Origin of the sequence: Novosphingobium sediminicola, assembly GCF_014196525.1 — a bacterium.
Taxonomy (GTDB): domain Bacteria; phylum Pseudomonadota; class Alphaproteobacteria; order Sphingomonadales; family Sphingomonadaceae; genus Novosphingobium; species Novosphingobium sediminicola.
In genome coordinates this window covers 1-25,836 of the sequence record NZ_JACIDX010000016.1, presented here as the reverse complement: position 1 = coordinate 25,836, position 25,836 = coordinate 1, and the positions used below count along the sequence as shown (strand labels likewise).

28 protein-coding genes and 1 tRNA gene are annotated in these 25,836 nt (G+C 64.3%); 20 read left to right on the top strand and 9 right to left on the bottom strand.

Annotated features, from left to right (window positions below; all coding sequences use genetic code 11):
- Positions 1-5: 5 nt before the first annotated feature.
- The 3 genes from GGR38_RS18360 to GGR38_RS18350 form a co-directional block, all read right to left on the bottom strand.
- Complete coding sequence (locus GGR38_RS18360; RefSeq protein ID WP_183627610.1) at positions 6-383, bottom strand: VOC family protein; 378 nt, start codon at positions 381-383, stop codon at positions 6-8.
- A 19-nt stretch (positions 384-402) separates the two neighbouring features.
- Positions 403-957, bottom strand: a complete 555-nt coding sequence (dcd, locus tag GGR38_RS18355; RefSeq protein WP_183627609.1) for a dCTP deaminase — start codon at positions 955-957, stop codon at positions 403-405.
- Positions 958-1,390: 433 nt separating this feature from the next.
- Positions 1,391-2,389 carry an agmatine deiminase family protein gene (locus GGR38_RS18350; protein ID WP_183627608.1) on the bottom strand — a complete coding sequence of 333 codons (999 nt, stop codon included), beginning with the start codon at positions 2,387-2,389 and terminating at the stop codon, positions 1,391-1,393.
- An 81-nt stretch (positions 2,390-2,470) separates the two neighbouring features.
- On the opposite strand from GGR38_RS18350, the gene GGR38_RS18345 reads away from it, so the two are divergent.
- The 4 genes from GGR38_RS18345 (at position 2,471) to GGR38_RS18330 (ending at position 7,488) form a co-directional block, all read left to right on the top strand.
- Positions 2,471-5,182, top strand: a complete 2,712-nt coding sequence (locus tag GGR38_RS18345) for a bifunctional [glutamine synthetase] adenylyltransferase/[glutamine synthetase]-adenylyl-L-tyrosine phosphorylase (protein ID WP_183627607.1) — start codon at positions 2,471-2,473, stop codon at positions 5,180-5,182.
- The gene (locus GGR38_RS18340) at positions 5,179-5,649 is read left to right on the top strand and encodes a peroxiredoxin (RefSeq protein WP_183627606.1); all 471 of its coding nucleotides are present in this window, start codon (positions 5,179-5,181) and stop codon (positions 5,647-5,649) included. Before GGR38_RS18345 ends, GGR38_RS18340 begins: the two co-directional genes overlap by 4 nt.
- A gap of 167 nt (positions 5,650-5,816) precedes the next feature.
- Positions 5,817-6,614: a ferritin-like domain-containing protein gene (locus GGR38_RS18335; protein ID WP_183627605.1), complete on the top strand. Its 798-nt coding sequence runs from the start codon at positions 5,817-5,819 to the stop codon at positions 6,612-6,614.
- Positions 6,615-6,759: 145 nt separating this feature from the next.
- On the top strand, positions 6,760-7,488 hold the full coding sequence (locus GGR38_RS18330; RefSeq protein WP_343059167.1) for a M23 family metallopeptidase: 729 nt from the start codon (positions 6,760-6,762) through the stop codon (positions 7,486-7,488).
- A 382-nt stretch (positions 7,489-7,870) separates the two neighbouring features.
- Here the strand turns inward: GGR38_RS18330 and GGR38_RS18325 are convergent, their stop codons facing one another.
- Both GGR38_RS18325 and GGR38_RS18320 read right to left on the bottom strand, forming a co-directional pair.
- Entirely contained in the window at positions 7,871-9,691 is a 1,821-nt protein-coding gene (locus tag GGR38_RS18325) for an AMP-dependent synthetase/ligase (RefSeq protein WP_183627604.1), read from the bottom strand.
- 101 nt (positions 9,692-9,792) lie between these two features.
- Positions 9,793-10,842: a quinone-dependent dihydroorotate dehydrogenase gene (locus GGR38_RS18320; protein ID WP_183627603.1), complete on the bottom strand. Its 1,050-nt coding sequence runs from the start codon at positions 10,840-10,842 to the stop codon at positions 9,793-9,795.
- A 499-nt stretch (positions 10,843-11,341) separates the two neighbouring features.
- Here GGR38_RS18320 and GGR38_RS18315 point away from each other — a divergent pair, with 499 nt between their 5' ends.
- The 8 genes from GGR38_RS18315 to GGR38_RS18280 are packed head-to-tail and all read left to right on the top strand — an operon-like array spanning position 11,342 to position 17,197.
- On the top strand, positions 11,342-11,794 hold the full coding sequence (locus GGR38_RS18315; protein ID WP_183627602.1) for an RrF2 family transcriptional regulator: 453 nt from the start codon (positions 11,342-11,344) through the stop codon (positions 11,792-11,794).
- On the top strand, positions 11,791-13,272 hold the full coding sequence (gene sufB / locus GGR38_RS18310) for a Fe-S cluster assembly protein SufB (protein ID WP_183627601.1): 1,482 nt from the start codon (positions 11,791-11,793) through the stop codon (positions 13,270-13,272). The genes GGR38_RS18315 and sufB overlap by 4 nt, the downstream gene beginning before the upstream one ends.
- Positions 13,269-13,610: a hypothetical protein gene (locus GGR38_RS18305; protein ID WP_183627600.1), complete on the top strand. Its 342-nt coding sequence runs from the start codon at positions 13,269-13,271 to the stop codon at positions 13,608-13,610. Before sufB ends, GGR38_RS18305 begins: the two co-directional genes overlap by 4 nt.
- A 7-nt stretch (positions 13,611-13,617) precedes the next feature.
- Positions 13,618-14,361, top strand: coding sequence for a Fe-S cluster assembly ATPase SufC (gene sufC / locus GGR38_RS18300; protein WP_183627680.1), 744 nt, complete (start codon positions 13,618-13,620; stop codon positions 14,359-14,361).
- Positions 14,358-15,080, top strand: a complete 723-nt coding sequence (locus tag GGR38_RS18295; protein ID WP_183627599.1) for a SufD family Fe-S cluster assembly protein — start codon at positions 14,358-14,360, stop codon at positions 15,078-15,080. The genes sufC and GGR38_RS18295 overlap by 4 nt, the downstream gene beginning before the upstream one ends.
- Positions 15,077-16,306 carry an aminotransferase class V-fold PLP-dependent enzyme gene (locus tag GGR38_RS18290; protein WP_183627598.1) on the top strand — a complete coding sequence of 410 codons (1,230 nt, stop codon included), beginning with the start codon at positions 15,077-15,079 and terminating at the stop codon, positions 16,304-16,306. Before GGR38_RS18295 ends, GGR38_RS18290 begins: the two co-directional genes overlap by 4 nt.
- Positions 16,306-16,839, top strand: a complete 534-nt coding sequence (locus GGR38_RS18285) for an SUF system Fe-S cluster assembly protein (RefSeq protein WP_183627597.1) — start codon at positions 16,306-16,308, stop codon at positions 16,837-16,839. Before GGR38_RS18290 ends, GGR38_RS18285 begins: the two co-directional genes overlap by 1 nt.
- 1 nt (position 16,840) lies before the next feature.
- Positions 16,841-17,197, top strand: a complete 357-nt coding sequence (locus GGR38_RS18280) for a HesB/IscA family protein (protein ID WP_183627596.1) — start codon at positions 16,841-16,843, stop codon at positions 17,195-17,197.
- Between the two features lie 43 nt (positions 17,198-17,240).
- Here GGR38_RS18280 and GGR38_RS18275 read toward each other — a convergent pair whose 3' ends face one another.
- Together GGR38_RS18275 and GGR38_RS18270 are read right to left on the bottom strand one after the other, a co-directional pair.
- Positions 17,241-17,597 carry a hypothetical protein gene (locus GGR38_RS18275; RefSeq protein WP_172340073.1) on the bottom strand — a complete coding sequence of 119 codons (357 nt, stop codon included), beginning with the start codon at positions 17,595-17,597 and terminating at the stop codon, positions 17,241-17,243.
- A gap of 93 nt (positions 17,598-17,690) precedes the next feature.
- Positions 17,691-18,101, bottom strand: a complete 411-nt coding sequence (locus GGR38_RS18270; protein WP_183627595.1) for a hypothetical protein — start codon at positions 18,099-18,101, stop codon at positions 17,691-17,693.
- Between the two features lie 109 nt (positions 18,102-18,210).
- Between GGR38_RS18270 and GGR38_RS18265 the strand changes: the two genes are divergently transcribed.
- From GGR38_RS18265 to GGR38_RS18255, 3 genes are all read left to right on the top strand, one after another.
- On the top strand, positions 18,211-19,206 hold the full coding sequence (locus tag GGR38_RS18265; RefSeq protein ID WP_183627594.1) for an adenosine kinase: 996 nt from the start codon (positions 18,211-18,213) through the stop codon (positions 19,204-19,206).
- A gap of 174 nt (positions 19,207-19,380) precedes the next feature.
- On the top strand, positions 19,381-19,584 hold the full coding sequence (locus GGR38_RS18260; RefSeq protein ID WP_183627593.1) for a hypothetical protein: 204 nt from the start codon (positions 19,381-19,383) through the stop codon (positions 19,582-19,584).
- Between the two features lie 18 nt (positions 19,585-19,602).
- Positions 19,603-19,779: a hypothetical protein gene (locus GGR38_RS18255; RefSeq protein ID WP_172340069.1), complete on the top strand. Its 177-nt coding sequence runs from the start codon at positions 19,603-19,605 to the stop codon at positions 19,777-19,779.
- Between the two features lie 40 nt (positions 19,780-19,819).
- Here the strand turns inward: GGR38_RS18255 and purD are convergent, their stop codons facing one another.
- A complete protein-coding gene (gene purD / locus GGR38_RS18250) occupies positions 19,820-21,100 on the bottom strand; it encodes a phosphoribosylamine--glycine ligase (RefSeq protein WP_183627592.1) in 1,281 nt (426 codons plus the stop codon).
- Here purD and xseA point away from each other — a divergent pair.
- The 3 genes from xseA to GGR38_RS18235 are packed head-to-tail and all read left to right on the top strand — an operon-like array spanning position 21,099 to position 23,638.
- Positions 21,099-22,586, top strand: coding sequence for an exodeoxyribonuclease VII large subunit (gene xseA, locus GGR38_RS18245; RefSeq protein WP_183627591.1), 1,488 nt, complete (start codon positions 21,099-21,101; stop codon positions 22,584-22,586). The genes purD and xseA overlap by 2 nt on opposite strands.
- Before the next feature lie 18 nt (positions 22,587-22,604).
- Positions 22,605-22,805, top strand: coding sequence for a DUF2093 domain-containing protein (locus tag GGR38_RS18240; RefSeq protein ID WP_168603283.1), 201 nt, complete (start codon positions 22,605-22,607; stop codon positions 22,803-22,805).
- Positions 22,802-23,638, top strand: a complete 837-nt coding sequence (locus GGR38_RS18235; protein WP_343059166.1) for a M23 family metallopeptidase — start codon at positions 22,802-22,804, stop codon at positions 23,636-23,638. The genes GGR38_RS18240 and GGR38_RS18235 overlap by 4 nt, the downstream gene beginning before the upstream one ends.
- Here GGR38_RS18235 and GGR38_RS18230 read toward each other — a convergent pair.
- Positions 23,628-24,545 (bottom strand): complex I NDUFA9 subunit family protein, encoded by a 918-nt coding sequence (locus GGR38_RS18230; protein WP_183627590.1) that lies wholly within the window; start codon positions 24,543-24,545, stop codon positions 23,628-23,630. The two genes, GGR38_RS18235 and GGR38_RS18230, sit on opposite strands and share 11 nt — an antisense overlap.
- 226 nt (positions 24,546-24,771) lie before the next feature.
- Here GGR38_RS18230 and GGR38_RS18225 point away from each other — a divergent pair.
- Together GGR38_RS18225 and GGR38_RS18220 are read left to right on the top strand one after the other, a co-directional pair.
- Positions 24,772-24,858: transfer RNA gene (locus tag GGR38_RS18225), tRNA-Leu, on the top strand.
- Between the two features lie 136 nt (positions 24,859-24,994).
- Positions 24,995-25,780, top strand: a complete 786-nt coding sequence (locus tag GGR38_RS18220) for a tyrosine-type recombinase/integrase (RefSeq protein WP_246404962.1) — start codon at positions 24,995-24,997, stop codon at positions 25,778-25,780.
- Positions 25,781-25,836: the final 56 nt, after the last annotated feature.

Here is a 25,836-nt window from a genome sequence, read left to right as displayed (position 1 = left end):
TCACATCAGGCCGGACGATAAAGCGCGCAAAGCTTGTGACCATCGGGATCGCGCAGATAGGCCAGATAAAGATTGGCCGCCTCGCGCAGGCCCGGCGGATCTTCGCAGGTGGTGCCGCCATGGGCCACGCCGGCCGCATGCCATGCGTCGACCTGCGCCTCATTATCGAGAGCAAAGCCGATGGTCCCGCCATTGGCGACACAGGCGGCTTCGCCATTGATCGGAATGGCAACGATGAAGGCCGCGCCCTTATGCACATAGACCAGACGGTTCTTGGCCGCGTCAACCACGCCTTCCGGCCCGCCTACGGCCGCAAACAGCGCATCATAAAAGGTCTTTGAGCGGGCCAGATCGGTGGATCCGACGAAGATGTGGCTGAACATGGCTTGCCTTTCCTTTTGATCAGAGTTTGGGCAGGGTTACGCCGCGCTGGCCCATATATTTGCCCGCGCGGTCGGCATAAGACACCTCGCAAGGCTCATTGCCCTTGAGGAACAGGAACTGGCAGGCGCCCTCATTGGCGTAAATCTTGGCGGGCAAAGGCGTGGTATTGCTGAACTCCAGCGTCACATGGCCTTCCCAGCCCGGCTCCAGCGGGGTCACGTTCACAATGATGCCGCAGCGCGCATAGGTGCTCTTGCCCAAACAGATCACCAGCACATCGCGCGGAATGCGGAAATATTCCACCGTGCGGGCCAGCGCGAAACTGTTGGGCGGGATCACGCAGACATCGGTCTTGCGGTCCACAAAGCTGTTCGCGGCAAAATCCTTGGGGTCCACCACCGCCGAATCGACATTGGTGAAAATCTTGAACTCATCGGCCACGCGCGCGTCATAGCCATAAGAGGAGAGCCCGTAGGAGATCACGCCATCACGGTGCTGCCGCTCCAAAAACGGCTCGATCATCCCCTGCGTCTGCGCCGCTTCGCGGATCCATTTGTCTGAAAGTATCGCCATAGCGTGGCTTCATGGCGGATGGATGGGTTCGGGGCAATGATTTTGAGAGGTAGTAGGGTTATGCCTCCGGCGGGCAAAGGGTCTCGACCCTTTGCAATCCCGTTAATGGGGTGGGGGGAGGTTTGCGGCGATGCGTCCGCCGCTATGTTTGAAAGCCTGCGGCGCGGGGAGGTTGCGCAAGACGCGCCGCAGGCTTGAACATTCAAGCCTCGCGTCCGACACTTTCGGCCGAACCCTTAACGCAACGCAGACAGTAATGGGAGCGCGAGGGTCTAGACCCTCGCATATCGTCCCTTAAATTCTTCCTGCCAAAATCAACGCCAAGGCGCAGCCCACCACCAGAAGCAGGCGCACTGCTTCCAAACCATGATCGAGAATAAGGGCGCGGGTTTTGCTCATCGGCCAACCCTGCGCCCAAAACCTCACCGAATCCTTAAATTGCCGATGGCATCTGCTGGCTGGAACAATGGAACGACCCGCCCCCGGCCAGAATCGCATCCGCCATAATGCCCACGGTTTCGCGATCCGGGAACAACTCGGCAATCGCGGCCACGCCATCGGCATCATGCGCGGTGCCATAGATCGGCACGACGACCAGCTTCGAGGTGATGGCAAAATTCATGTAGGAGGCCGGTTCGATCCGCCCATCGCGCTCCACCCGCCCGGGCGAGGGCACGTTGCGCACGATCACGCCCGCCGCCTCTGCCCGCGCCTTGGCATCGGCATAGATCGCGGCATTGGGATCATCGGCCCCGGTCGCCATGGGCAGCGCCAGCACATTGTCGGCCACAAAGCGCGCGAGGTTATCGACATGGCCATCGGTGTGGTCATTGATCAGCCCGTCGCCCAGCCACAGCACCCGGTCGAAGCCCAGATCGCGCTTCAGCCGCATTTCCTGATCGGCGCGCGACAGATGCGGGTTGCGGTTGGGGTTGAGCAGCACCTGTTCGGTCGTCGCCACCAATCCGGTGCCGTCGCAATCCAGAGCGCCGCCCTCGATGATCCAGTCGCTGGTGGTGATCTCCAGCCCGGCGTCGCGGGCGATTTCCGCGCCGATGGTCTGGTCGCCCTCCATCAGATATTTGCCGCCCCAGCCGTTAAAGCCAAAGCGCCGCGCCGCACGCCCGCCATGCCCGTCCAGCACCACCAGCGGCCCGGTATCACGCAACCACACATCGCCATAGACGCGCCGCTCGATCACGACCTTTTCGCTGCACAGAGCGCGGGCGCGGGCCTCATTGGCCTCGTTGCGCACGATCAGGCGCACCTCCTGCCCGCTCTCGGCCACGGCATTGGCAAAGGCGGCCATCTGTTCCTGCGCGGCCTCAAGGAAGCCGGGCCATTCCTCGCCATCATGGGGGAAACCGATCCACAGCCAGTCCTGCGGATGCCATTCGGGGGGGAAGCGCCAGTTGGGGGTCAGGTTCGTCATGGTCGGGCCTTTAGCGTCTAACCTCCCTTGCGAAAAGGGGCGGATACAGGCCATGAGTGGCATGGAGAGTGAGGAGTTTTTATGACTGACTGGCAATCGGCTCTGGCGCGGGCCGAGGCACATTCGCCCTTTTTGTCGCGGGCGATGGGGCGTTTGCCCGATCTGGTGGCGGTGCTGGCCTCGGGCGATGGGGATGCGGCGCTGGCCCATGCGCGCCGCGCGGGCGAAGGGGTGGCCGACCTTGGCGTGGCCCTGCGGCGCGAGAAACTGGCGCTGGCGCTGGCGCTGGGCGTGGGCGATTTGGCGGGGGCGTTTGATCTGGCGCGGGTAACGGGCGAATTGTCCGATCTGGCCGACCGGGCGGTGGATGCCGCCATCGCCCATGGCATCCGCAGCCGTGCGCCCGATGCGGAAGCTGTCGGTTTCACCGCGCTGGCGCTGGGCAAGCATGGCGCGCGGGAATTGAACTATTCCTCCGACATTGACCCGATCCTGATCTACGATCCGGCCACATTGCCCCGCCGCGCCCGTGATGAGCCGGAGGAAGCCGCGCTCCATATCGCGCGCACGGTTTTGCGGCTGGTTTCGCAGGCTGATGGCGAGGGCTATGTGTTCCGCGTCGATCTGCGCCTGCGCCCGGCCAGCGAGATCAGCCCGCTGGCCCTGCCCATCGACGCCGCGCTGACACATTATGAATCCAGCGCTCTGGCATGGGAACGCGCCGCCTTTATCCGCGCGCGGGCGGCGGCAGGGGATGTGGCGATGGGGGATCATTTCCTCCATGCGATCCGGCCTTTTGTGTGGCGCAAATCCTTGGATTTCGGCGCGATTGCCGAGATCGGGCGGCTGACCCGCCGCATCCGCGCCCATCATGGCAAGGTCGAGGCCGTCGGTCCCGGTTTCGATGTCAAACGCGGGCGCGGCGGCATCCGCGAGGTGGAATTCTTTGCCCAGGTCCATCAATTGATCCACGGCGGGCGCAAACCGGCGCTGCGCCTGCGCGGCACGCGGGCCACGCTCGATGCGCTGGCCGCCGAGGGGCTGATCGACCCGGCGGACGCGGTGATGCTGGGCGAGAGCTATGACCGCCTGCGCCAGATCGAGCATCGGCTTCAGCAGGTGTCCGACCTGCAGACCCACAAGCTGCCGCGTGACATGGAAGGCATCGACAATGTCGCCGCGCTGGATGGCCTGCCCAATGGCGCGGCGCTGATCGAGGAGCTGGAGGCGATCACCTCCCGCGTGGGCGCGCGCTATGACCGCCTGATCGCGGCCAGCGCGGGCGAAGGCACCAGCGTTGCCGTGCCCAACCAGCATGAGGGCGACGATCTGGCCGCCGAGCTGGAGCATCTGGGCTTTGCCAAACCGGCGGAATTGGCCGGGCGGATTCAGGGCTGGCGCTCGGGCAGCGTGCGATGCCTGCGTTCGGGCGCGGCGCTCGCGGCGCTCGATGCGGTGCAGCCTGCGCTGCTGGCCGCGCTGGCCGCCGCGCCCGAGCCGGACCGCGCGATGGTGCGCTGGGAACAGATGATCGCCCGCTTGCCCAGCGCGGTGAACCTGTTCCGCCTGCTGGAGGCCCGGCCCGGTTTGCTGGAGGTGCTGGTGCGGGTACTGTCACTGGCCCCGCCGCTGGCCGATGCGCTGGCGCGGCGGGCGGATCTGCTCGATGCGTTGATCGACGCCACCGCCTTTGCCCTACCGGGCAGCGTGGCGGATCTGGCCCGCGAATTTGGCACGACCGAGGCGGGGGACGATTACCAACGCCTGCTCGACCGCGTGCGGCGACAGGTGGGCGAGAAGCGCTTTGCCCTTGGCGTGCAATTGATCGAGGGGGCGCAGGACCCGCTCGACATTTCGGCGGGCCTGTGCCGCGTGGCCGAGGCGGCGCTGGACGTGCTGGCCCGCGCGACGATTGCCGAATTCGAGGCCACCCATGGCCGCATTCCGGGCGGCGAGCTGGTCATTCTGGGCCTTGGGCGGCTGGGCGGCGGGATGCTGACCCATGCCAGCGATCTGGATCTGGTTTACCTGTTCACCGGGGATTTTGCCGCCGAGAGCGATGGGCGCAGGCCGCTGGGCGCCACGCTCTATTTCAACCGTCTGGCCCAGCGGGTTTCCGCCGCGCTGTCGGTGCCCACGGCCGAGGGCGCGCTTTATGAGGTCGACACCCGCCTGCGCCCGCAAGGCACCCAAGGCCCGCTGGCGGTGGGTTTCGAGAGCTTCGCCCGCTATCAGCGCGAGGAGGCCTGGACCTGGGAGCATATGGCGCTGATCCGGGCGCGGGTGTTGTTCGGATCGGATGCGGCGCGGGCCGAACTGGACGCGATCATCGGCGGCGTGCTGGGGGCCGAGCGCGATAAGGCCAAGGTCACCGCCGAAGTGCAGGAGATGCGCGACAAGATGGCCGCACATAAGCCTGCCAAGGGCGTGTTGGACGTGAAATTGCTGCGCGGGGGGCTGGTGGATGCCGAATTCATCGCCCACGCCCTGCAATTGCGCGAGCGCGCGGGCGTGCGGCCCGATATGGCGGGCGCGCTGGGCGAACTGGCCGCGGCGGGGCTGATCGCGGGCGATGTACCGGGTGCGTTTGATCTGCTCTCGCGCGTGCTGGTGGCGGCGCGGTTGCTGGCTCCTGACGGCATCCTGCCCGAATCTGCACCTTGTGCCAGTCTTGCCAAAACATGCGGCTTTGGCGATTGGAATGCGATGATCGATGCGATGGAGGCCGCGCGCGCCGCCATCGCCCGCCAATGGACCGCCACCTTCGGCCAGCAATTGGAGATGCAAGCATGAGCACCTTTCCCGGCGTGGGCGACAAGATCCCCGACATCGCCATGACCGCCACCGACGGCAGCGCGGTCAAGCCTTCCGATTTTGCGGGGCGGCGGCTGGTGATCTTTTTCTATCCCAAGGATGACACCCCCGGCTGCACCACCGAAAACAAGGACTTTTCGGCGCTGGCGGGCGAGTTTGAGGCCGCCGGCGCGGCGCTGCTGGGCGTTTCGAAAGACCCGCCGAAAAAGCACGCCAAATTTATCGAAAAGCACGCGCTGACCGCCCCCCTCGCCTCGGACGCCGATGAAGGCGGCCTGTCGGACGCGCTGGGCGTGTGGAAGGAAAAGTCCATGTATGGCCGCACCTATATGGGCATGGAACGCAGCACCTATCTGGTTAGCGCAGAGGGCGTGATCGAGCGGATCTGGGAAAAGGTGAAGGTTAAGGGCCATGCGCAGGAGGTGTTGGGGGTAGTTAAGGGGTAAAAGGGCTTGCCTCCGGCGAGCAAAGGGACTCGTGCCTGTCCGCGCCGCAGGCTTTCAAATATTGCGTCCGACACTTTTGGTCGAAACCCGGGCGCCACACAGACAGTAATGGGAGCGCGAGGGTCTAGACCCTCGCATTTTCCCCTTCCTTCTTCTAACGCCCCCAAATGCAATCCCTCTCCGAATCCATCCGCACCGCCCTGCTGACCGCCGATCCGCGCGAAAAGGCGATGGCCGCCCGCAAACTGGTGCGCGACTGGCGGCTGGGCAGGCTGGCATGGGATTTCAGCGCGGCGATGCCCGACCGGCCCGCGCGCCCGGAAAAGCCCGAACTTCTGCCCCCCAACCGGATGCCCAAGCGCGGGCGCGGCGGGTCGGAGCGAGCACGCATCGCGCTGTGGCACGCGCTGGCCCATATCGAATTTGTCGCGATCGATCTGGCGCTGGACATGGCCGGGCGGTTCGGGGCGCAGCGCGGGCGTCAGTTTGTCGACGATTTCCTGACCGTGGCCGCCGACGAGGCGATGCATTATGCAATTATCGCGCGACATCTGGCGCGGATGGGGGCGGCCTATGGCGATCTGCCCGCGCATGACGGATTGTGGCAATCGGCCGAAGAAACCGCGCATGATGTGGGGGCGCGTCTGGCCATTGTGCCGATGGTGCTGGAGGCGCGCGGATTGGACGTGACGCCCGCCACTTTGGACCGTGTTCGCGCCAGCGGAGATGAGGCCGGCGCGCGCATTCTGGAAAGGATTCTGGCCGATGAAATCCGCCATGTGCGCTATGGTTGCGATCACTTCGCCAAGGTAGCGAACGAACTTGGTGATTCTGCGGAAAAACTCTGGCAAATGTTGGTTACGCGTTATTTCAGGGGCAACGTTAAGCCGCCATTCAACGACTCAGCGCGCGAGTCTGCCGGTCTATCGCGCATGGCGTATGAGGCGCTTGCCAGCCGCGCCTGACCTGGGATAGCAGAAACCAACGAGACGGCGGGGGGTTCCGACCATCTCCAACAATTTCCTGCCTGCGGGAAATCCGCAGGTGTCATTTCCCATGTCCAACGGCCATTTGGGGGGCTGAAGGGCGCAAGAATAAAGGTGTTTTGGAGTGGTCGCGCTTCGTATTTCTACCAAGTTTCTTCTCGGCGCCCTTGCCGCTGTTGTCGCCCAGCCCGCGCTGGCCAACAGTGCCGCCAACGCCGATATCGCCGCCCCGCTGCGCGCCGCCCAAGCCGCGCCGATCTCGCAGGACAATGGCGATCAGAATTTCCGTCAGCTCTTCTCGTCCTGGCGTTCGATGGAAGGCACCGGCAACAAGCTGGTTAACGCCACCATCGGCAACAATGGCGGCGTTGCCGGCATCGTCAACCGCGCCATGTCGGTCCCCTCGCGCTCGCCCATCGAAGGCCTGCGCATGAGCAGCGATTTCGGCATGCGCAGCCACCCCGTGCTGGGCGGCATGCGGATGCACAAGGGCATCGACCTGTCCAGCCCCACCGGCACCCCCGTCTATGCCACCGCCGACGGTGTCATCAGCCGCGCCGACTGGTTCAGCTCGTATGGCCTTTACATCTCGATCGAACATGGCGGCGAAATGCAAACCCGCTATGGCCACCTGTCGCGCCTGAACGTGGCCGCGGGCGATATGGTCCACAAGGGCGACCTGATCGGCTTTGTCGGCACCACCGGCCGCTCGACCGGCCCCCACCTCCATTATGAAGTCCGCGTCGATGGCGTGGCCGTCAACCCGGTTCCCTACCTTCAGGGTGAGGGCAACCCGCAATTGGCGCTTGCTTCTATCGCTCATCACGATAAAGGTGATGAGGACGGCGAATAACTCACACAAGTTGAGTCTGAAGCGAGATAACCAAGCCTGAGAAAGAAGGGCGGAAAACAAGCCCAACAGGCATTAGCATCTTGGAGAGGATGCGGAAAAAGCGGCGGGAAACTGCCGCTTTTTCTCGTTTAGGGATCAGGAAGGTTAAGATGCGAGGGATGGCTTTTAGATAGCCGATTTGTCGAGACAAATCGGTTGGCCCTTCGCGCTCCCATTACTCTCTGCGTGGTGCAATGGGTTCGGCCAATGGGTGTCGGACGCAACCTTTCCGCGCCGCAGGCTATAAAACGATAACCCCAATCACCACGCCGCCAACCTCCCACCACCCCATTAACGGGATTGCAAAGGACCCCCGCCCTTTGCCCGCCGGAGGCAAACCCTTTTACCCCTTATACAACCCTTCCAACCGCGCCCCATACCGTTCCTTCAGCTTATGCCGACGGATTTTCAAAGAAGGCGTCATTTCCTCATTATCGATGGCAAAAGGCTCATCGGCAAAGGTAAACTGGCGGACCTTTTCGATCACCGAGAGGTCGCGGTTCACCCGGTCGACCGCCTCACGGATCGCCCCGCGAAAACTGGGCAGTTCCTGAAGCGCGCGCACATCGGCGCCGTGATGGCCATTGACCACCGCCCATTCGCGCGACCATTCGGCATCCGGCACGACCAGGCCGACGATGTAGGGCCGCTTGTCGCCAAACACCATCGCCTGCGCGATTTCCGGCTGGAGGGTCAGCATACCTTCCAGCTTCTGAGGTGAGATGTTGTCGCCCTTGTCGTTGACGATCATATCTTTTTTACGGTCGGTGATGACGATTCGCCCCGCCGCGTCAATATGGCCGATGTCGCCGGTGTGCAGCCAGCCATCCTTGAGCACGCGCGCCGTCTCGGCCTCGTTGCGCCAATAGCCATGCATCACCAGTTCGCCGCGCAGCAGGATTTCGCCATCCGCCGCGATGCGCACCTCGGTGGCGTGGAGGGGCGTGCCCACCGTGTCCATTTTGATCCCGGTTTTGGGGCGGTTGACGCTGGCGATGGGGCCGCTTTCGGTCTGGCCATAGCCTTGCAGCAACGTTAGCCCAACGCCTTGGAAAAACAAGCCGATTTCCGGGTTCAGCGGCGCCCCGCCCGACACCAGCGCCTTGACCCGCCCGCCGAAACGCGCGCGGATCTTGGGGCGCAACAGCTTTTCCAGCACCTTGTCCAGCGGCCAGTCGAGCAGCTTGCCCTTGCCCGCCCCGCGCCGCGCCGCCAGCGCCACCGCGCTGCTCAGCAGGCCCGAGGCCAGTTTGCCCTGCTTTTCCACCTGCTTCATGATCCGCGTGCGCAGCACCTCGAACAGGCGCGGCACCACGACCATGATCGTCGGGCGCACCTCTTCAATATTGCTGCCCAGCTTGTCCAGACCCTCGGCATACCAGATCTGGCCGCCAAGGCCGATGGGGAAGAATTGCCCCGCCGAATGCTCATAGGCATGGCTGAGCGGCAGGAAGCTGAGGAAAACCTCCGGCTCGGCGCCGCTCGGGTTCCAGCCGAAATCCTCGACGATGACATGGGCCGCGCCCGCAACATTGTGCAGGATCGCGCCATGATGCTGCATCACCCCGCGCGGCGCGCCGCCTGTGCCGCTGGTATAGATCAGGCAGGCCGTGTCATTGCGCGAAATGCCGCTCATCCGCGCCTCGACCGCCGCGCGGGCGGCCACCGCATCGCCCTCCAGCATCGCATCCCAGTCGTGATATTCCACCGTGCTGGCCTGCGCCATGCCCAGCGGCTCCATCGCGATCAGATGGTTGGCCCCGCCCGAGCGCATGACGGCGGGCAGCAGCGGCTTGGCCAGTTTGGCGGTGGAGACGATCACCCCGCGTGATCCGGAATTTTCCAGAATATGCAGATGGTCACGCTCGGTGTTGGTCGTATAGGCCGGGACGGTGATGCAGCCGGCCGCCATGATCGCCAGATCGGCGATGCACCATTCGGGCCGGTTTTCCGACACCAGCATGATCCGCTCGCCCCGCGTATAACCCAGCCGCACCAGATTTTGCGCCAGCACCACCACCCGCCGCGCAGCCTCGGCCCATGTTATCGCCTGCCATCCCTGATCGGTCTTGGCATGGAGAAAGGGGCGATCGGCCAGCAAATCAGCGCGCGCCAGAAACAGCGTGACCAGATTGGGGCTGGTTTCAATATCGAGGATGCGCAAGGAATTATGTCCTCTGCCCGGAAAAGTGCATTAGGCTTTTGTTACGCCCGATTTAGGCTTTGGCCGGGGCTCTCGCAAGGGGAGGAAGCGGCCCGACCGCCTCAGAGCGGGACATCGGCCCCGACCGCTTCGGCCACATTGGCAAAACCATCGCGCGCCAGCAGGCGGGCAAGCCCGGCCCCGATCTTCTCGGCAATGGCATGGCCTTCGTAAACCATGGCGGAATAGAGCTGCACCAGGCTGGCCCCGGCGCGGATGCGGGCATAGGCATCGTCCGCATTGGCGATGCCGCCCACGCCGATCAGGGGGATCTGTCCTCCGGTGGCGCGGCGGAAATCGATCATGCGCTGTTGCGCCAGATCGCGTAAGGGCGCGCCAGACAGGCCGCCCGTCTCGCCCGCGTGGCGGCTTTGCAGCGAGGGTCGGCTGATCGTCGTGTTGCTGACGATCAGCGCCCCCAGACGGCGCGAGATGGCGATGCGGGCGATCGCCTCGATATCGGCCGGTTCCAGATCGGGCGCGACTTTCAGGAAGACCGGCGGGCGATGTCCCGTCTCGTCGCGCGCGGCAATCACCCCGTCGAGCAATTCGGTCAGCGCCGATTCGTCCTGAAGCGCGCGCAGGCCCGGCGTGTTGGGGCTCGACACATTGACCGCCAGATAGGAGGCCAGCGGGGCGAACACCCGCGCGCCATAGGCATAATCGGCGATGCGATCAGTGGCGTCTTTATTGGCGCCGATGTTGATGCCCACGATTCCGCCGCGCGTCAGCCGCGCGCGAAGGCGCTTTTCCGCCTCATCCGCGCCGCCATTGTTAAAGCCCATGCGGTTGATGACGGCGCGGTCCTCCTCCAGCCGGAACAGGCGCGGCTTGGGATTGCCCGATTGCGGCAAGGGCGTGATCGAGCCGACCTCGGCAAAACCGAAGCCGAGGCCGAGCAGCGCGTCGGGCACTTCGCCATCCTTGTCGAATCCGGCCGCCATGCCCACGGGCGTCGGCAAGGTCAGGCCCGCCACCGTGCTGGTCAGCGGCCCGCCGGGCGCGACAGGGGCGCCGGCGATGGGCAGATATTTGAGCGCGGCCAGCGCCATCCCATGGGCGGTTTCGGCATCCAGACGGAACAGGGCTTTGCGGATCAGGGCATAGGTCATGGGAACAGGCCTATGGCAAGAAGCGGGGGACTTGTCGATTGCCTGCCGCCCCTGCGATTCGCGGATTTCTGCGTGATTCCCGAATATCTGTTCGATTCTTGGGCGCCCATGCGGTGCGACGCCCGGCCATGATGTAAGGGCTGCATGACGGAGGTCTATGAAATCCTTTGCATGACCCCGTAATAGGTAAAACTACTTGAAAACGCTCCTGCGGTTTGACGCAATCTTACAATTATCTTCCCCCGCAATGCTTTATCCGCCTCCTTGCGACCCGAAGGGCTCGTGGTTTTCACCACAGAGTTCTCGAAACTCAAGCGGCTCCCTTGGCGACGGGGGAGCCGTTTTTTTATGCGCTGCGCATTTCCGCCACCGCCCGATTCCGCCTGCCCCCCTTGCCCGCGCGAGGGCAAAGCCTTAGGGGCCTTTAAATCGGATTGATTCGGTCTTATTTTAATCTGACCGTCTTGAGTATCGATGGCTGACGAAAGGGATTCGCGCGATGCGCTTGTCAAGCATGGCCGATTACGCCGTGGTGGCGATGGTGGCGGCGGCGCGCCAGTGCCCGACAGCGGGCGCCGATGGCGATGCGCGCGCGCGCGCGAATGCCGGGCAACTGGCGCTGGAAACGGGCCTGCCCGCGCCCACGGTGCAAAAGCTGGTCAGCCGACTGGTCGCGGCGGGGCTTTTGACATCGGCGCGGGGCGCGGGCGGCGGATTGGCTCTTGCCCGCGACGCCCATGACATCAGCCTTGCAGATATTGTCGAAGCGGTCGAAGGGCCGATTGCGCTGACCCCTTGCGTTGAAGGGATCAGCCATGATTGCGCGCCGGGTCTGGGTTGCAGCGTGCGGCCGCATTGGCCGGTGGTGAATGAGGCGTTGCGTCTGGCCTTGTCGGGGGTTCCCCTGACCCGGTTGATGACGCCGCAGGACGATGTGGATATGGTGCAATGAGCGAAGATATCGAGATCAAGGATCAGGCCGCGCGTGAGGCTGCCGCAAAGGTTGCCGAATACGAACACGGCTGGGTGGCCGATATCGAGCAGGAATATGGCCCCAAGGGCCTGTCCGAGGACACCGTCCGCTATATTTCGGCCAAGAAGGACGAGCCGGAATGGATGCTGGAATGGCGTCTGAAGGCCTATCGTCACTGGCTGACCATGCCGATGCCGGATTGGGCCAAGCTGAACATTCCGCCGATCGATTATCAGGAGGCCTATTACTGGGCCGCGCCCAAGAAGAAGGACGGGCCGAAGTCTTTGGACGAGGTCGATCCCGAAATCCTGCGCGTCTATGAAAAGCTGGGCATTCCGCTGGCCGAACAGGAAGTGCTGGCGGGCGTTGAAGGCGCGCGCAAGGTGGCCGTGGACGCGGTGTTCGACTCGGTTTCGGTGGCCACCACCTTCCGCAAGGAGCTGGAAGCGGCGGGCGTCATCTTCCGCTCGATCAGCGAGGCGATCCGCGAATATCCCGAGCTGGTGAAGAAGTGGCTGGGCCGCGTGGTGCCGATGGCGGACAATTATTTTGCGACGCTCAACTGCGCGGTGTTTTCCGACGGGACGTTTGTTTACGTGCCCGAGGGCGTGCGCTGCCCGATGGAACTCTCCACCTATTTCCGCATCAATGCGGAAAACACAGGCCAGTTCGAGCGCACGCTGATCGTGTGCGACAAGGGCGCCTATGTGTCCTATCTCGAAGGCTGCACCGCGCCCCAGCGTGACGAAAACCAGCTCCACGCCGCCGTGGTCGAGCTGGTCGCGCTCGACGATGCCGAGATCAAGTACAGCACGGTCCAGAACTGGTATCCGGGCGATGCGCAAGGGCGGGGCGGCATCTATAATTTCGTGACCAAGCGCGCATTGTGTCAGGGCAAGCGGAGCAAGGTGAGCTGGACGCAGGTGGAAACCGGCAGCGCCATCACCTGGAAATACCCTTCGTGTGTGCTGAACGGCGAGGACAGCGTGGGCGAGTTCTACTCGGTCGCCGTCACCAACAATTATCAGCAGGCCGACACCGGCACCAAGATGATCCACAATGGCAAGGGATCGCGCAGCACGATCATCTCCAAGGGGATCAGCGCGGGGCATAGCCAGAACACCTATCGCGGGCTGGTCCGCGTGGGCGCCAATGCCGAAGGCGTGCGCAATTTCACCCAGTGCGACAGTCTCTTGCTGGGCAAGACCTGCGGCGCGCATACCGTGCCCTATATCGAGGTGCGCAACCCCACCGCCACCATCGAGCATGAGGCGACCACCTCGAAGATTTCCGACGACCAACTGTTCTACGCCATGCAGCGCGGGCTGGATCAGGAAAGCGCGGTGGCGTTGATCGTCAATGGGTTTGCCAAGGAAGTGTTGCAGCAACTGCCGATGGAATTTGCGGTGGAAGCGCAGAAGCTCTTGGGGATCAGTTTGGAAGGGAGCGTGGGGTGATGCTCACGCTGGCGCTTGCCGCTTCTGTGCCGTTGACCATGCCGGTCGCGATGCGTGGCGATTGGGATTTGCCCAGCCATTGCAAAATGCCCGGCGAAGAGAGTGATTCACGCGCCGTTGTTCGCAAGGGCGAGGTGGCCTTCGGCGAAACCGTGTTCACGCCCAAGCGGATCGTGGTGGCCGAACAGACCAACTGGACGGCCACAGGCGAGTTCTATGACGAAGGCGAAACCTCCAAAGGCCGCCTCAACCTTCGCCTGTCCAAAGATAGCAAGACCCTTGCCTATACCAATTCAGACAATCGTATCGTCCGCCTGACGCGTTGCGGGAAGAAGTGAAATGACCATGCTGACCATTGAAAACCTCCACGCCTCTGTTGCGGACAAGCCGATCCTCAAGGGTCTGAACCTAACCATCAACGCGGGCGAGGTGCACGCAATCATGGGGCCGAATGGCGCGGGCAAATCGACCACCGGCTATGTGCTGGGCGGGCGTCCGGGCTATGAAGTGACCGAGGGCTCGGCCACGTTCAACGGGCAGGACCTCTTCGCGCTGGACCCGCATGAGCGTGCGGCATCGGGCCTGTTTCTGGGTTTCCAGTATCCGGTTGAAATCCCCGGCGTGTCCAACCTGCAATTCCTGCGCGAGGCTTTGAACAGCCAGCGCAAGTTCCATGACCTGCCCCCGCTGTCGGGCGGCGAGTTCATGAAGCTGGCCAAGGAAAAGGCCGCGCTGCTGCGGATGGACATGGACATGCTGAAGCGCCCGGTCAACGTGGGTTTCTCGGGCGGCGAGAAGAAGCGCGCCGAGATGGTGCAGATGGGCATCCTCGACCCCAAGCTGGCGATTCTGGACGAGACGGACTCAGGCCTCGACATTGACGCGCTGCGCATCTGCGGCGAGGGCATCAATGCGATCATGCGCAAGCCCGACAAGGCCGTGCTGCTGATCACCCACTATCAGCGCCTGCTCGACTATGTGAAGCCCGATTTCGTGCATGTGCTGGCCGGTGGCCGCATCGTCAAATCGGGCGGGCCGGAACTGGCGCTGGCGCTGGAAGAAGGCGGCTACGAAGGCGTCGCGGCATGACGACCTTGCCCACCAGAAAGGCCGAGGAATGGCGCTATGCCGACCTCGGCGCGCTGGAAACGCTCTGGCCCTTGCCCGATGCGGAAAGCGTCACCGTTGCGGCGGGCGGCGAATTTGCGCGCGCGATTGTGAACAAGGGCGGCGTGGTGCGCCTCTCGCTGGTGCTGGAGGCCGGGGCCAAGGCCGCCGTCCATGTGCTCAACACCGCCGACACCTATGCGCGCATCGAGATCGAGGCCACCCTGCATGAGGGCGCGGATTTCCATCTGGGCGGCGTGCAATTGAGCAGCGGCGATCAGACCGCCGAAATCGTGACGACCGTGCGCCATATCGAACCCAATGCGCGCAGCCACCAGATGATCCGCTCCGTTGCGGGCGGCACATCAACCGCCAGCGTGCTGGGCAAGGTCTATGTGGCCAAGGGCGCGGATGGCACCGATGGATCGCAATCGGTGCGCGCGATGCTGCTGGACCGCACGGCGCAGGCCAATGCGCGGCCCGAGCTGGAAATCTATGCCGACGATGTCAAATGCGCCCATGGCTGCGCGATTGGCGAGCTGGATGCCAATGGCCTGTTCTATCTGGCCGCGCGCGGGATCGAACCGGCGCGGGCCAAGGCGCTGATGCTGCAGGCCTTTATCGCCGAAGCCTTTGACGGGGCAGAGGAAGAGGACAATCTGCAGGCCGCCGCGCAGGCCGCTTTGGAGGCTTTGCTATGAGCGTGGAAACCCTCACCTTGGATCTGGCCAAAATCCGCGCCGATTTTCCGGGGCTGGCTGGTGGCTGGCATTACCTTGATTCCGGCGCCACCGCGCAAAAGCCGCAATCCGTGATCGACGCCACGGTCAACGCCATGGGCCGCGACTATGCCACCGTGCATCGCGGCGTTTACGCCCGCAGCGCCAATATGACGCTGGCCTATGAAGAGGCGCGCCGCAAGGTGGCTGCATTCATCGGCGGACTGGAAGGCGAGATCGTGTTCACGCGCGGCGCGACCGAGGCGATCAACCTTGTCGCGCAGAGCTGGGGCGGGGCGAATCTGAAGGCGGGCGACCGCATTCTGATTTCGACCCTTGAGCATCACTCGAACATCGTGCCCTGGCAATTGCTGCGCGACCGGGTGGGCGTCGAAATCGACGTTTGCCCGCTGACCGCCGATGGCCGGATCGACCTCTACGCGGCGCAGCGCATCCTGACGCCCGCGCACAAGCTGGTCGCGCTGGCCCATGTGTCGAACGTGCTGGGCAGCGTGCTGGATGTCGAACGCGCCGTTGCGCTGGCGCATGGCGTAGGGGCCAAGATCCTGATCGACGGCTGTCAGGCCGTGCCGCGCCTGCCCGTTGATGTGGCCGCGCTAGGCGTCGATTTCTACGCCTTTTCCGCGCATAAGCTCTATGGGCCGACCGGCATCGGCGCGCTCTGGGCGCGGGCCGAGATTCTTGACGCCATGCCACCATGGCAGGGCGGCGGGTCGATGATCGACCGCGTCACCTTTGAAAAGACCACATGGGCCCCCGCCCCGACTCGTTTTGAGGCGGGCACTCCGGCCATCATCGAGGCCATCGGCTTTGCCGCCGCCGTCGATTATGTGCAGAGCATCGGCCTTTCCGCCATCCATGCGCATGAGGCCGGGTTGGTCAAAACCCTGCGCGGCGCGCTTCAGGCGATGAACGATGTGACCGTGTTCGGCCCCGAGGACAGCGCCGGGATCGTCAGCTTTGTGATCGACGGGGTGCATCCCCATGATCTGGGCACGATTCTGGACGAGGCGGGCCCAAAACATCAAAGCGTGGCCATCCGCGCGGGGCATCACTGCGCCCAACCTTTGATGGACCATCTTGGCGTGCCCGCCACCGCCCGCGCCAGCTTTGGCCTGTATAGCGACGAAAGCGATATTGCCGCGCTGATCGCCGGCATTGAACGCACGAAGAGGATCTTCGGCTGATGACTGACACGACTTCCGATGACACCCCCCGCTTCACCGTGGAAGAAGTGAGCGATGCCCCCACCCCGCCGCGCGCGCGGGTGGATGTGTCGGCCCAGATTCCCGGCGCCCCGGCGCTGGGCGCTGATGGCGAGATCGAAAAGATCGCCGACAAGGTTGCGCGCAAGGCCGACTACCTCGAAGGCTTCCTCTCGCAGCAGCCCACCGGCTTGACCCCGCATGAGCCGGGCGGCGAACTGTATGAGGGCGTGATCAACGCTCTCAAAGAGATCTTCGACCCCGAAATCCCGGTCAATATCTACGAACTGGGCCTGATTTACGGCGTGGAAATCACGGAGGAAGGTTCGGCCAGCATCACCATGACGCTGACCACGCCGCATTGCCCGGTGGCCGAATCGATGCCCGGCGAGGTCGAATTGCGCGTCTCGGCGGTGCCCGGCATCCGCGACGCCGAAGTGGCCCTCGTCTGGGATCCGCCATGGGACCCGGCCAAGATGAGCGATGAAGCCCGCCTCGAACTGGGGATGCTGTAAGATGACAACAACCATGCGCAAACCTCGCCCCGCCGCCGTCCTGCTGACGCCGAACGCAGAAGCGCGCGTGGCCAAGCTGATGAGCGAAGCGCCCGAGGGCGCGATCGGCGTCAAGCTGTCCACCCCGCGTCGGGGCTGTTCGGGTCTGGCCTATTCGGTCGATTACATCAACGAAGCCGGTCCGCTGGATGAAAAGATCGAGACGCCCGGCGGGCTGTTCTTCATCGACAGCGCCAGCGTGCTTTACCTGATCGGCAGCACGATGGACTGGGTGGAGGATGATTTCACCGCAGGCTTCGTCTTCGCCAACCCCAATGCCAAAGGCACCTGCGGCTGCGGCGAGAGCTTTACGGTCTAAACACACCAGATCCGGAGGCCCCCTCATGGGCCTCCGGGGTTTTTCAAGCCATTCTCGCCTCCTGCACCTGCAGATATTGCATCAGGCGCTGCGGCACGCGCTGGGCTTTGACACAGCAGCGCTGCAACAGGTTGAGGGCGGCGGGCGAATTGACCTCGCCCCCCTCGTCGATCCGCTCGATCAGCCACATCGCCTTGGCGTCATCGACCACGCCATGCGGAACGCGCTGCTCCACCAGCCAGTGCGAGAGCGTCTCCCCAATAAAACTCACCCATTCGGGCGAGGGCGAACGAAGATGCGCGTTGATCGCCAGCAGTGCTTCGGCATCATCCGGGTTCAGTCGGGCCGGATGATAGCCGGGCAGATCGCTGCCATGAAAGTCGTTAGACGAGTTCGACATTTGGAGCATTCCTTTCGGTTTGCGCCCCCAAAGCCGAAATGACGAACCGCGCCTTGCCGCCCAATGAACCAAATTGTCAGAAGCGATAAAGCGTTATTTGCGCCGCAAGGCCGCCACGCAGGCAGCCCGGTCCACATCCTTGGCGTCGGTGCTGCGCCGCGCGTCGACATAGGTGGCATGCGCCTCACCCCCGCCCGCCTGCGGATAGAGATAGACATCCAGCACGCAGGCAGGCCCGACGAATTGCAGCTTGCGTGCATCGCCTTCCTGCACATCCAGACGCGGCGGACCGAACAATCGCGCAAGATCGGCCGCGCGTGCGCCGATCACCCCCTCCAGCCCCGGCGCGCTATGCACCACCGGCGCGGGCACAGGCTGACGGCGCGGGGCGACGGGAACCTGTGAAGGCCTGACAGGCGCGCGCGGCGTGCTGGCCACCGGCCCCTGCTCTCCGCAAGCGGCGATCAGCGGGACGAGCAGCAGGGGCAGGAGGAAAAAGCGCATGGCGCCTGCTCATGCCACGGCCAAGGCCCCTGTCAATGCCGGTTGCGGTCAAAGCCCGCCGCCGCTAGGGCAAGGCGTTCAATCACACAGCAGGAAGCAGCCCACACCCATGTCCGAGCCCACCATCGACGTCATCGCCATCGGCAACGCCATTGTCGATGTTCTGGCCCCCGCATCCGAGGAACAGATCGCGGCTCTGGGTCTGGCCAAAGGCGGGATGACGCTGGTGGAGCCCGACCGTGCGCGTGAACTTTACGCCGCCATGGGCCCCGCGCGTGAGATTTCGGGCGGCAGCGCGGCCAACACGCTGGCGGGTCTGGCCCAGCTTGGCGCACAATGCGCCTTTATCGGCCAGGTGGCCGACGATCAGTTCGGCCATGTCTTTGCCCATGACATCCGCGCCGGGGGCATCGGTTTCGATACGCCCGTGCGCAATGGCGAACCGGCCACCGCGCAATGCCTGATCTTCGTCACCCCCGATGGCCAGCGCACGATGAACACCTTCCTTGGCGCCAGCCAGTTCCTGCCCGCCGACGCGCTGGATGAAAGCGTGATCGCCTCGGCCAAGGTGCTCTATCTCGAAGGCTATCTGTGGGACCCGGAAGAACCGCGCCGCGCAATGCGCCGCGCCATTTCCGCCGCGCGCGGGGCGGGCCGCGAGGTGGCCTTCACCATGTCGGACGCCTTTGTCATCGCCCGCCATGGCGACGATTTCCGCGCGCTGATCGAGGAAGGCCAGATCGACATCCTGTTCGCCAACGAACACGAACTGGCCGCGCTGACCGGTCTTGAGGATTTCCACGAAGGTCTGGACCAACTGGCCGCCAAGGTGCCCTGCGTTGTGGTCACCCGCAGCGAAAAGGGCGCCCATGCCGTGCGCCGGGGCGAGGTCGCCCATGTTCCGGCCCAGCCGATCGACAAGGTGGTCGACACCACGGGCGCGGGCGATCTGTTCGCCGCCGGTTTCCTGTTCGGCCATGTGCGCGGCATGGCGCTGGACACCTGCCTGACGCTGGGCGCGATCTGCGCGGCGGAAATCATCTCGCATTATGGCGCGCGGCCTGAGGCTGACCTGAAGGCGCTGGTGGCCGACGCAGTCGCGTAAAACGCCACCGCGCATAGCTGCTAAAAAATCTGACCGCCGGGCTTAAAAAGGCCCGGCGGTTTTCGTTCTGTCGTATGCGCGCCAAAGATCCGGCCGGGATGGGGCAATCCGGTCATGATCTTCTGCGCGATTGGGACAAGCCGGTATCGTTCCGGCCTCAACAGGACGAAAGCAATGACCGCAGGAGTATCGCCCGTTTCTCCCGTTGTACACGGCACCCCGGCCAGTCGGACGGTGTATGAAGCGACCCCGCTGACCCCGGCTGTCGAAAAGGCGACCGCGATGACCAAGGCCGAACCGCCCAGCGTCACCGACCCCAGCCAGACCACGCCGCGCCAGCCCAATGATGGCTTCACCGGTTTCAGCACCTACGCTTAAAATCGAGAGGACGACCCCATGACCATGAGCATTTCCAGCCCCGCCGCCCCGGCTGTGGCCGCCAACAATGCGGCGCAGGCCGCCGTGGCCGCCGCATCGGCCGCCATCGCCACCGGACAGGCCAATGGCGGCAGCGGCGCCCCCACGCCGCCTCCCAGCGGCCCGTCAGGCGCAACTTTCTCGGTCTATGCGTAAATCCGCGCCGGGAGCGCCGTAACGCTCCCGGCAAAGCGCCTTATTCGGCCTCGCGCGCCACTTCGCGCCAGCCAATGTCGCGGCGGCAGAACAGTTCGGGCGCCTTGATCGCATCCACGGCGGCATAGGCGGCAGCCTGCGCGGCGGTCACATTCGCCCCGCGCGCCGTCACGTTCAAAACGCGCCCACCGGCGGCCACCAGCGCGCCATCGGCCATCGCCGTGCCCGCATGGAACACCTTTGCGCCATTGGCCTGCGCCGCCTCGATCCCTTCAATCGTACCGCCCTTTTTCGGCGTGCCGGGATAGCCATCGGCAGCCATCACCACGGTCAGCGCGGTATCATCGGAAAATTGCGGCGCAGGAATGCTGCCCAGCCGATCCGTGGCGCAGGCGAACAGCAATTCGCCAAGGTCGCTGGTCAGGCGCGAGAGCATGACCTGGCATTCCGGATCGCCAAAGCGGGCGTTATATTCGATCAGCTTGGGCCCTTCGCGCGTCAGCATCAGGCCTGCGAACAGCACGCCCGAATAGGCCATACCCTCATCCGCCAGCGTCTTGACCGTGGGGGCGATGATGCGGGTCATCACCTCGGCCTGAAGCTTGGCGGTCAGCACCGAGGCGGGCGAATAGGCGCCCATGCCGCCGGTGTTCGGCCCGGTGTCGCCATCGCCCACGCGCTTGTGATCCTGCGCGGATGCGAAAGGCACGATGGTCGCGCCATCGGTGAGAGCAAAGAAGGAGGCCTCCTCGCCCTCCATGAATTCCTCGATCACGGCCTCGGCATCCCCGAAACGCCCGGCGAAAATATCGCGCACGGCGTCCTGCGCCTCGTCCATGGTCATGGCCACGGTCACGCCCTTGCCCGCGGCCAGACCGTCGGCCTTGACCACCACCGGCGCGCCGAACTGATCCAGAACGCTCAGCGCCTGTTCGAGCGAGGTCACGCGCTGGTATCCGGCGGTGGGGATATTGGCCCGCGCGCACAGATCCTTGGTGAAGCCCTTGGAACCTTCCAACTGGGCCGCATCCTTGTTCGGCCCGAACACCGGCACGCCCGCCCCGCGCAGCGCATCGCCCAGCCCGTCGACCAGCGGCGCCTCCGGCCCGACCACGACGAAACCGATCTGATATTCTTCACAGAAAGCCAGCACAGCGTCATGATCGCCCGCATCCAGCGAAATCAGATCGGCATGTTCGCCAATGCCCGGATTGCCCGGCGCGGCAAAAAGCTTTCCACCGTTTGCCAGAAGCGAGGATTGCGATAGACGCCACGCCAGAGCATGTTCACGCCCGCCCGAACCCAGCAAAAGGATATTCATGCCTGCCTCTTTCGATTCCGATGATGATCTCTCCGGCGCGCTCGTAGCGAAAGCCGCGCGCGGCGACAACGCGGAACCCCTCTCGATCAGCGAGATTTCTGCGATTTTGAAGCGAACGGTCGAAGATCGCTTTGCTTTCGTGCGCGTGCGGGGCGAATTGTCGGGGGTAAAGCGCGCGGCATCGGGCCACCTCTACCTCTCGTTAAAGGACGAGGGCGCGCGGTTGGACGGCGTGATGTGGAAGGGCAGCGTTGCCCGGCTGGGTTTCCGGCCTGAGGATGGGGTGGAAGTCATCGCCACCGGCAAGCTGACCACCTATCCGGGGCGATCCAATTATCAGATCGTGATCGACCGCATGGAGATCGCGGGCGAAGGCGCCTTGCTGGCGCTTTTGGAGAAAACCAAGGCGCGGCTGGAGGCCGAGGGCCTGTTTGATCCGCGCCGCAAGCGCCGGTTGCCGTTTTTGCCCCGCGTGATCGGGGTGGTCACTTCGCCCACGGGCGCGGTGATTCGCGACATTCTGCACCGTCTGGCCGACCGCTTTCCGTCCCGCGTGATCCTCTGGCCGGTGCTGGTGCAGGGCAATGGCGCGGCCGAACAGGTGGCGGCGGCGGTGCGCGGTTTTTCGGAGCTGGCCCCCGATGGGCCGATCCCGCGCCCCGATGTCCTGATCGTCGGGCGCGGGGGCGGGTCGATCGAAGATCTGTGGTCGTTTAACGAGGAAATCGTGGTCCGTGCGATTGCGGAATGTTCGATTCCGGTGATTTCCGCCGTTGGGCATGAAACGGACACCACGCTGGCCGATTTCGCCGCCGATATGCGCGCGCCCACACCCACGGCGGCGGCCGAAATGGCAGTGCCGGTGCGCGAGGAATTGCGCGCCTTTGTCGGCGATCTGGGGCTGCGTTCGCGCCGCGCGGTGGTGCGCCCGGTGGTGCTGGGCCGCGAAAGGCTGGAGGCGCGGGCGCAGCGATTGCCCACGCCCGAAGAACTGATTGCGGCCAAGGCGCAGGCTTTGGACGAGGCGAGCGAACGCCTGCGCCGCGCCTTGGGCAATGTGGCGCAAAAGGCGGGGATGCGGTTGCAGCGCGCCGCCGGACCGCTGACGCCGGGCCTATTGCAAGCCCGCCTGCGCCATGCCGAGGCGCGTCTGTCGGCCCAGCGGCTGAACCCTGCCCTGCTGGCCCAGCGTCTGCGCCATGACCGGCAAAGGCTGGATGGCGTGGCGCGGATCATGGCCAGTTTGAACCCCGACAATGTGCTGGCGCGTGGCTATGTCCGCGTCACTGCGCCCGATGGCCGCACCCTGACCAACCGCAGCGCGGCGGCGGGGGAAAGCCATCTGACGCTGCATTTCCGCGATGGCCTGCTGGAGGTCGCGCCCGGCGACGCACCGACCCCCGCGCCGGAACCTGCGGCAAAACGCCCCGCCCCCGCGCCTCGCGCCAAATCGCCGCCATCCGCGCAGGATGATTTGTTCGGCTGATCGTGCTATAGAAAGTCCATGTTGATGAACTCCCCGGATCGCGCGGCGGTGCTGCGCTATGAACCCAATGGTTTCACTATGCTTTCGCGCGGCAACCATGTCGTTTGCGCCGTATCGGGCGAGGCGATTGCGCTTGAGTCGCTGCGCTATTGGAGCGTCGAGCATCAGGAGGCCTATGCCACGCCCGAACTGGCAACGAAGCGTTTACTGGGCCAGTGATAACACGCCGCGTAGTGCTGGGTGGGCTGGCCTCGCTGGCCCCGGCGGCGGCTTATGGCTTTTCGCTCGACGTTGGCCCGATCACCTTTCCGCGCGGCGAAACCACGCAAGGCGGCTGGGCGCAGGGACAGGCGCCCAAGGGGTGGCAGATCGCGCTCGATGGCGCGGCGCTGACCACCGATCCGCTGGGGCGCTTTCTGATTGCGTTTGATCGCGATGCGGGGCCGGTGGCCAAACTGACCGCATCGGCGCCGGGTGGGACGCAGGCGGTGCTGGGGCTGGACATTGCCCCGCGCGCATGGCGCATCGAACAGATCAACGCCCCCTTTCGCCCACCCGCAATTCCCGAAGGCGAATATGCCCGCATCCGCGCCGAGGAAGTGGCGCGCATCGACGCCGCGCGCCGCGCAGGGGCTTTGTCCGAGGGTTGGCAGCAACAATTCATCTGGCCGGTCAAGGGGCGGATTTCGGGCCTGTTCGGATCACAGCGCGTCTATCGCGGCACGCCGGGCGCCTATCATTCGGGCAGCGATGTCGCCATGCCCGCTGGCACGCCCTATCTGGCCCCCGCCGATGGGGTGGTGGTGCTGGCCGCAGAAAAACCCTTCACGCTGGAGGGCCATCTGTTGATGATTGACCACGGCATGGGGCTGGTCAGCGCGTTCCTCCATTCCAGCGCCTTGCTGGTGCGCGAGGGCGAGCGGGTGAGCCAGACCCAGCCCATCGGCAAGGTCGGCATGACCGGGCGCGCGACGGGGCCGCATCTGCACTGGGGCATGCGCTGGCGCGAGGCGCGGTTGGACCCGATGCTGTTTGCCGGACCTATGACCTGAACCAGCGGTCGAGATAGAGGCCCATGGGGCGTGGGGTGAGACCCAGCGCGGCAAAACCCTGCGCGCCATCACCCACCACGCTGCCCGCCTTGAGCAGGGCGATTTGATCGGCCGAAATCGGCGTGCCGGGCAGCGCGGCAAAGATCCGCGCCGCCAGATCGGGCATCGGCAGCAGGTGAATGCCGCCGCCCACCGCCCGCGCGATCCGCTGGTTCAGCTCCAGCATGGACACCACCTCCGGCCCGCCCAGCTCATAGGTCTGCCCGCCATGACGCCCCGGATCGGCCAGCGCGGCGACAATCGCGCGCGCCACATCATCGACCAGCACCGGCTGCAACAGCCCATCAGGCACAAACACCGGCAACAGCGCGGGCAAGGGCAAAGCCTTCACCATCCGCATCATCCGCGCGAACATGTTGAGGAAATTGTCGTCCTGACCAAAGATCACGCTGGGCCGCAGGATCGTGGCCCCCGCAAAGCCTTGGCGCACAGCCTCCTCGCCCGCCGCCTTGCTGCTGGCATAGGACACGCTTGAGGCAGCATCCGCGCCAATGGCCGAAATATGGACGAAGGCGCGCGCTCCGGCCTGATGCGCCGCGCGGGCGAGGCTTTCCACCCCGCGCCCCTGTACCGCATCCAGAGGCCCGTAAAACAGCCCTACCAGATTGACCACCGCGTCCGCCCCCGACAGCGCCCGCGCAACGGCGGCCCCATCGCGCAGGTCGGCACGGGCAAATTCGACCTGCCCCGGATCGCCCAGTCCTCGAATCATCCATGCCTTTTCCGGGTGGCGGCTGACGATTCGCAAACGCGCCCCGCTGCGCAGCAAAGCATGGGCCAGATGCCCGCCGACAAATCCGCTCCCCCCCGTGACCACCACCAGGGCATCGCGCAAAAGGTCACTCATGCTCGCTCTCCCCAGCAATTGTGCGGGCTCAACATGGTATGGCGGACCATCCGATGCAATCGGGCCAGAGGGGCAAATCGGGGGCGCGCAAAAAAACTTTTCAGTTTCGCGAAAAAAATGTCCTTTTTGCGTTGACAGGATTCGAAGGTCCGCTTAGAGGCGCGGTCCTACCCGGCGCGGGCAGCAACCGAAAGGACGCTAAGCCTCGGCGCCAAAAAGCAAATGTGCCCAGGTGGCGGAATTGGTAGACGCACTAGCTTCAGGTGCTAGCGCTCGCAAGGGCGTGGAGGTTCGAGTCCTCTCCTGGGCACCATTTGCACTCCCGGCCAGCGGCCGGGAGGATCGATAAAACCCCTGAAATATGGCACTTTCTTCTCGGTTCTGTCCCGGGATGTGTCTTCGTATCTCACCACATCTCAGAGCAAAACGGGCCATGAAGTGGGCCACCGATGGCCCGCTTCAATCTCATGGCCCGTTTGCCGATGGCCCACCCTTTTTGGGGGTCATCCATGCGGGTTTCCGCAGGCGCTTTCCGGGCCAGAACCGATCCGAAGAAAGGAACGGTGATGGCCCTCAAGGATGTCGAGATTCGCGCGCTGAAGCCCGGCGACCGCGTTTACAAATGCACGGACAGCAACGGCCTCTATGTCGAGGTCCATCCCAATGGCTCCAAGCTGTGGCGATACAAGTTCAGCCATCTCGGCAAAGACAAGCGGATCGCCTTGGGACGCTATCCCGATGTAGGCTTGGCCGAAGCTCGCCGCAAACGCGATGACGCCCGTAGAAAACTTCATGACGGCATTGATCCGGTCGCCGAGCGTAAGCACAACAAGCTGGTTGCGGTCTACAAGGCGGCCAACACCTTCAGCGATGTCGCCAAGGAATATATCGACAAGATGGTTGTCGAAGGTCGGGCCGATACAACGGCCACCAAAGCCAATTGGTTGCTGGAGCAATTGTCTCCCATCGCGAGGAATGCAGTTGCCGACCTGAAGCCTATTGATGTTCTGGCCGCGCTGAAGCGCATAGAAGCCCATGGGAAACATGAGACGGCTCGCCGGTGCCGATCCTTTGCCAGTCGCGTCTTTCGCTATGCAGTGGCCACGGGACGCGCCGAGACTGATCCGACATCGGTTCTGCGCGGTGCGCTCATTACTCCCAAGACCAAACATCATGCCGCCTTGCTGGAACCGGAAGGGGAGTGTCAGGAATTCCGTGTACGGGGCGGCGGTTGAACATCAGGCCGCCATGGCCCGAACGAAACGATCGCCGAAGAGAACAGCGAACTGAG

Excerpts from the sequence above, each read along its gene's own strand:
- GGR38_RS18360 (WP_183627610.1), bottom strand. The coding sequence starts at position 383 with ATGTTCAGCCACATCTTCGTCGGATCCACCGATCTGGCCCGCTCAAAG.
- dcd (WP_183627609.1), bottom strand. The coding sequence starts at position 957 with ATGGCGATACTTTCAGACAAATGGATCCGCGAAGCGGCGCAGACGCAG.
- GGR38_RS18350 (WP_183627608.1), bottom strand. The coding sequence starts at position 2,389 with ATGACGAACCTGACCCCCAACTGGCGCTTCCCCCCCGAATGGCATCCG.
- GGR38_RS18345 (WP_183627607.1), top strand. The coding sequence starts at position 2,471 with ATGACTGACTGGCAATCGGCTCTGGCGCGGGCCGAGGCACATTCGCCC.
- GGR38_RS18340 (WP_183627606.1), top strand. The coding sequence starts at position 5,179 with ATGAGCACCTTTCCCGGCGTGGGCGACAAGATCCCCGACATCGCCATG.
- GGR38_RS18335 (WP_183627605.1), top strand. The coding sequence starts at position 5,817 with ATGCAATCCCTCTCCGAATCCATCCGCACCGCCCTGCTGACCGCCGAT.
- GGR38_RS18320 (WP_183627603.1), bottom strand. The coding sequence starts at position 10,842 with ATGACCTATGCCCTGATCCGCAAAGCCCTGTTCCGTCTGGATGCCGAA.
- GGR38_RS18315 (WP_183627602.1), top strand. The coding sequence starts at position 11,342 with ATGCGCTTGTCAAGCATGGCCGATTACGCCGTGGTGGCGATGGTGGCG.
- sufB (WP_183627601.1), top strand. The coding sequence starts at position 11,791 with ATGAGCGAAGATATCGAGATCAAGGATCAGGCCGCGCGTGAGGCTGCC.
- sufC (WP_183627680.1), top strand. The coding sequence starts at position 13,618 with ATGCTGACCATTGAAAACCTCCACGCCTCTGTTGCGGACAAGCCGATC.
- GGR38_RS18295 (WP_183627599.1), top strand. The coding sequence starts at position 14,358 with ATGACGACCTTGCCCACCAGAAAGGCCGAGGAATGGCGCTATGCCGAC.
- GGR38_RS18290 (WP_183627598.1), top strand. The coding sequence starts at position 15,077 with ATGAGCGTGGAAACCCTCACCTTGGATCTGGCCAAAATCCGCGCCGAT.
- GGR38_RS18285 (WP_183627597.1), top strand. The coding sequence starts at position 16,306 with ATGACTGACACGACTTCCGATGACACCCCCCGCTTCACCGTGGAAGAA.
- GGR38_RS18280 (WP_183627596.1), top strand. The coding sequence starts at position 16,841 with ATGACAACAACCATGCGCAAACCTCGCCCCGCCGCCGTCCTGCTGACG.
- GGR38_RS18275 (WP_172340073.1), bottom strand. The coding sequence starts at position 17,597 with ATGTCGAACTCGTCTAACGACTTTCATGGCAGCGATCTGCCCGGCTAT.
- GGR38_RS18270 (WP_183627595.1), bottom strand. The coding sequence starts at position 18,101 with ATGCGCTTTTTCCTCCTGCCCCTGCTGCTCGTCCCGCTGATCGCCGCT.
- GGR38_RS18265 (WP_183627594.1), top strand. The coding sequence starts at position 18,211 with ATGTCCGAGCCCACCATCGACGTCATCGCCATCGGCAACGCCATTGTC.
- GGR38_RS18260 (WP_183627593.1), top strand. The coding sequence starts at position 19,381 with ATGACCGCAGGAGTATCGCCCGTTTCTCCCGTTGTACACGGCACCCCG.
- GGR38_RS18255 (WP_172340069.1), top strand. The coding sequence starts at position 19,603 with ATGACCATGAGCATTTCCAGCCCCGCCGCCCCGGCTGTGGCCGCCAAC.
- xseA (WP_183627591.1), top strand. The coding sequence starts at position 21,099 with ATGCCTGCCTCTTTCGATTCCGATGATGATCTCTCCGGCGCGCTCGTA.
- purD (WP_183627592.1), bottom strand. The coding sequence starts at position 21,100 with ATGAATATCCTTTTGCTGGGTTCGGGCGGGCGTGAACATGCTCTGGCG.
- GGR38_RS18240 (WP_168603283.1), top strand. The coding sequence starts at position 22,605 with ATGTTGATGAACTCCCCGGATCGCGCGGCGGTGCTGCGCTATGAACCC.
- GGR38_RS18230 (WP_183627590.1), bottom strand. The coding sequence starts at position 24,545 with ATGAGTGACCTTTTGCGCGATGCCCTGGTGGTGGTCACGGGGGGGAGC.
- GGR38_RS18220 (WP_246404962.1), top strand. The coding sequence starts at position 24,995 with ATGGCCCGCTTCAATCTCATGGCCCGTTTGCCGATGGCCCACCCTTTT.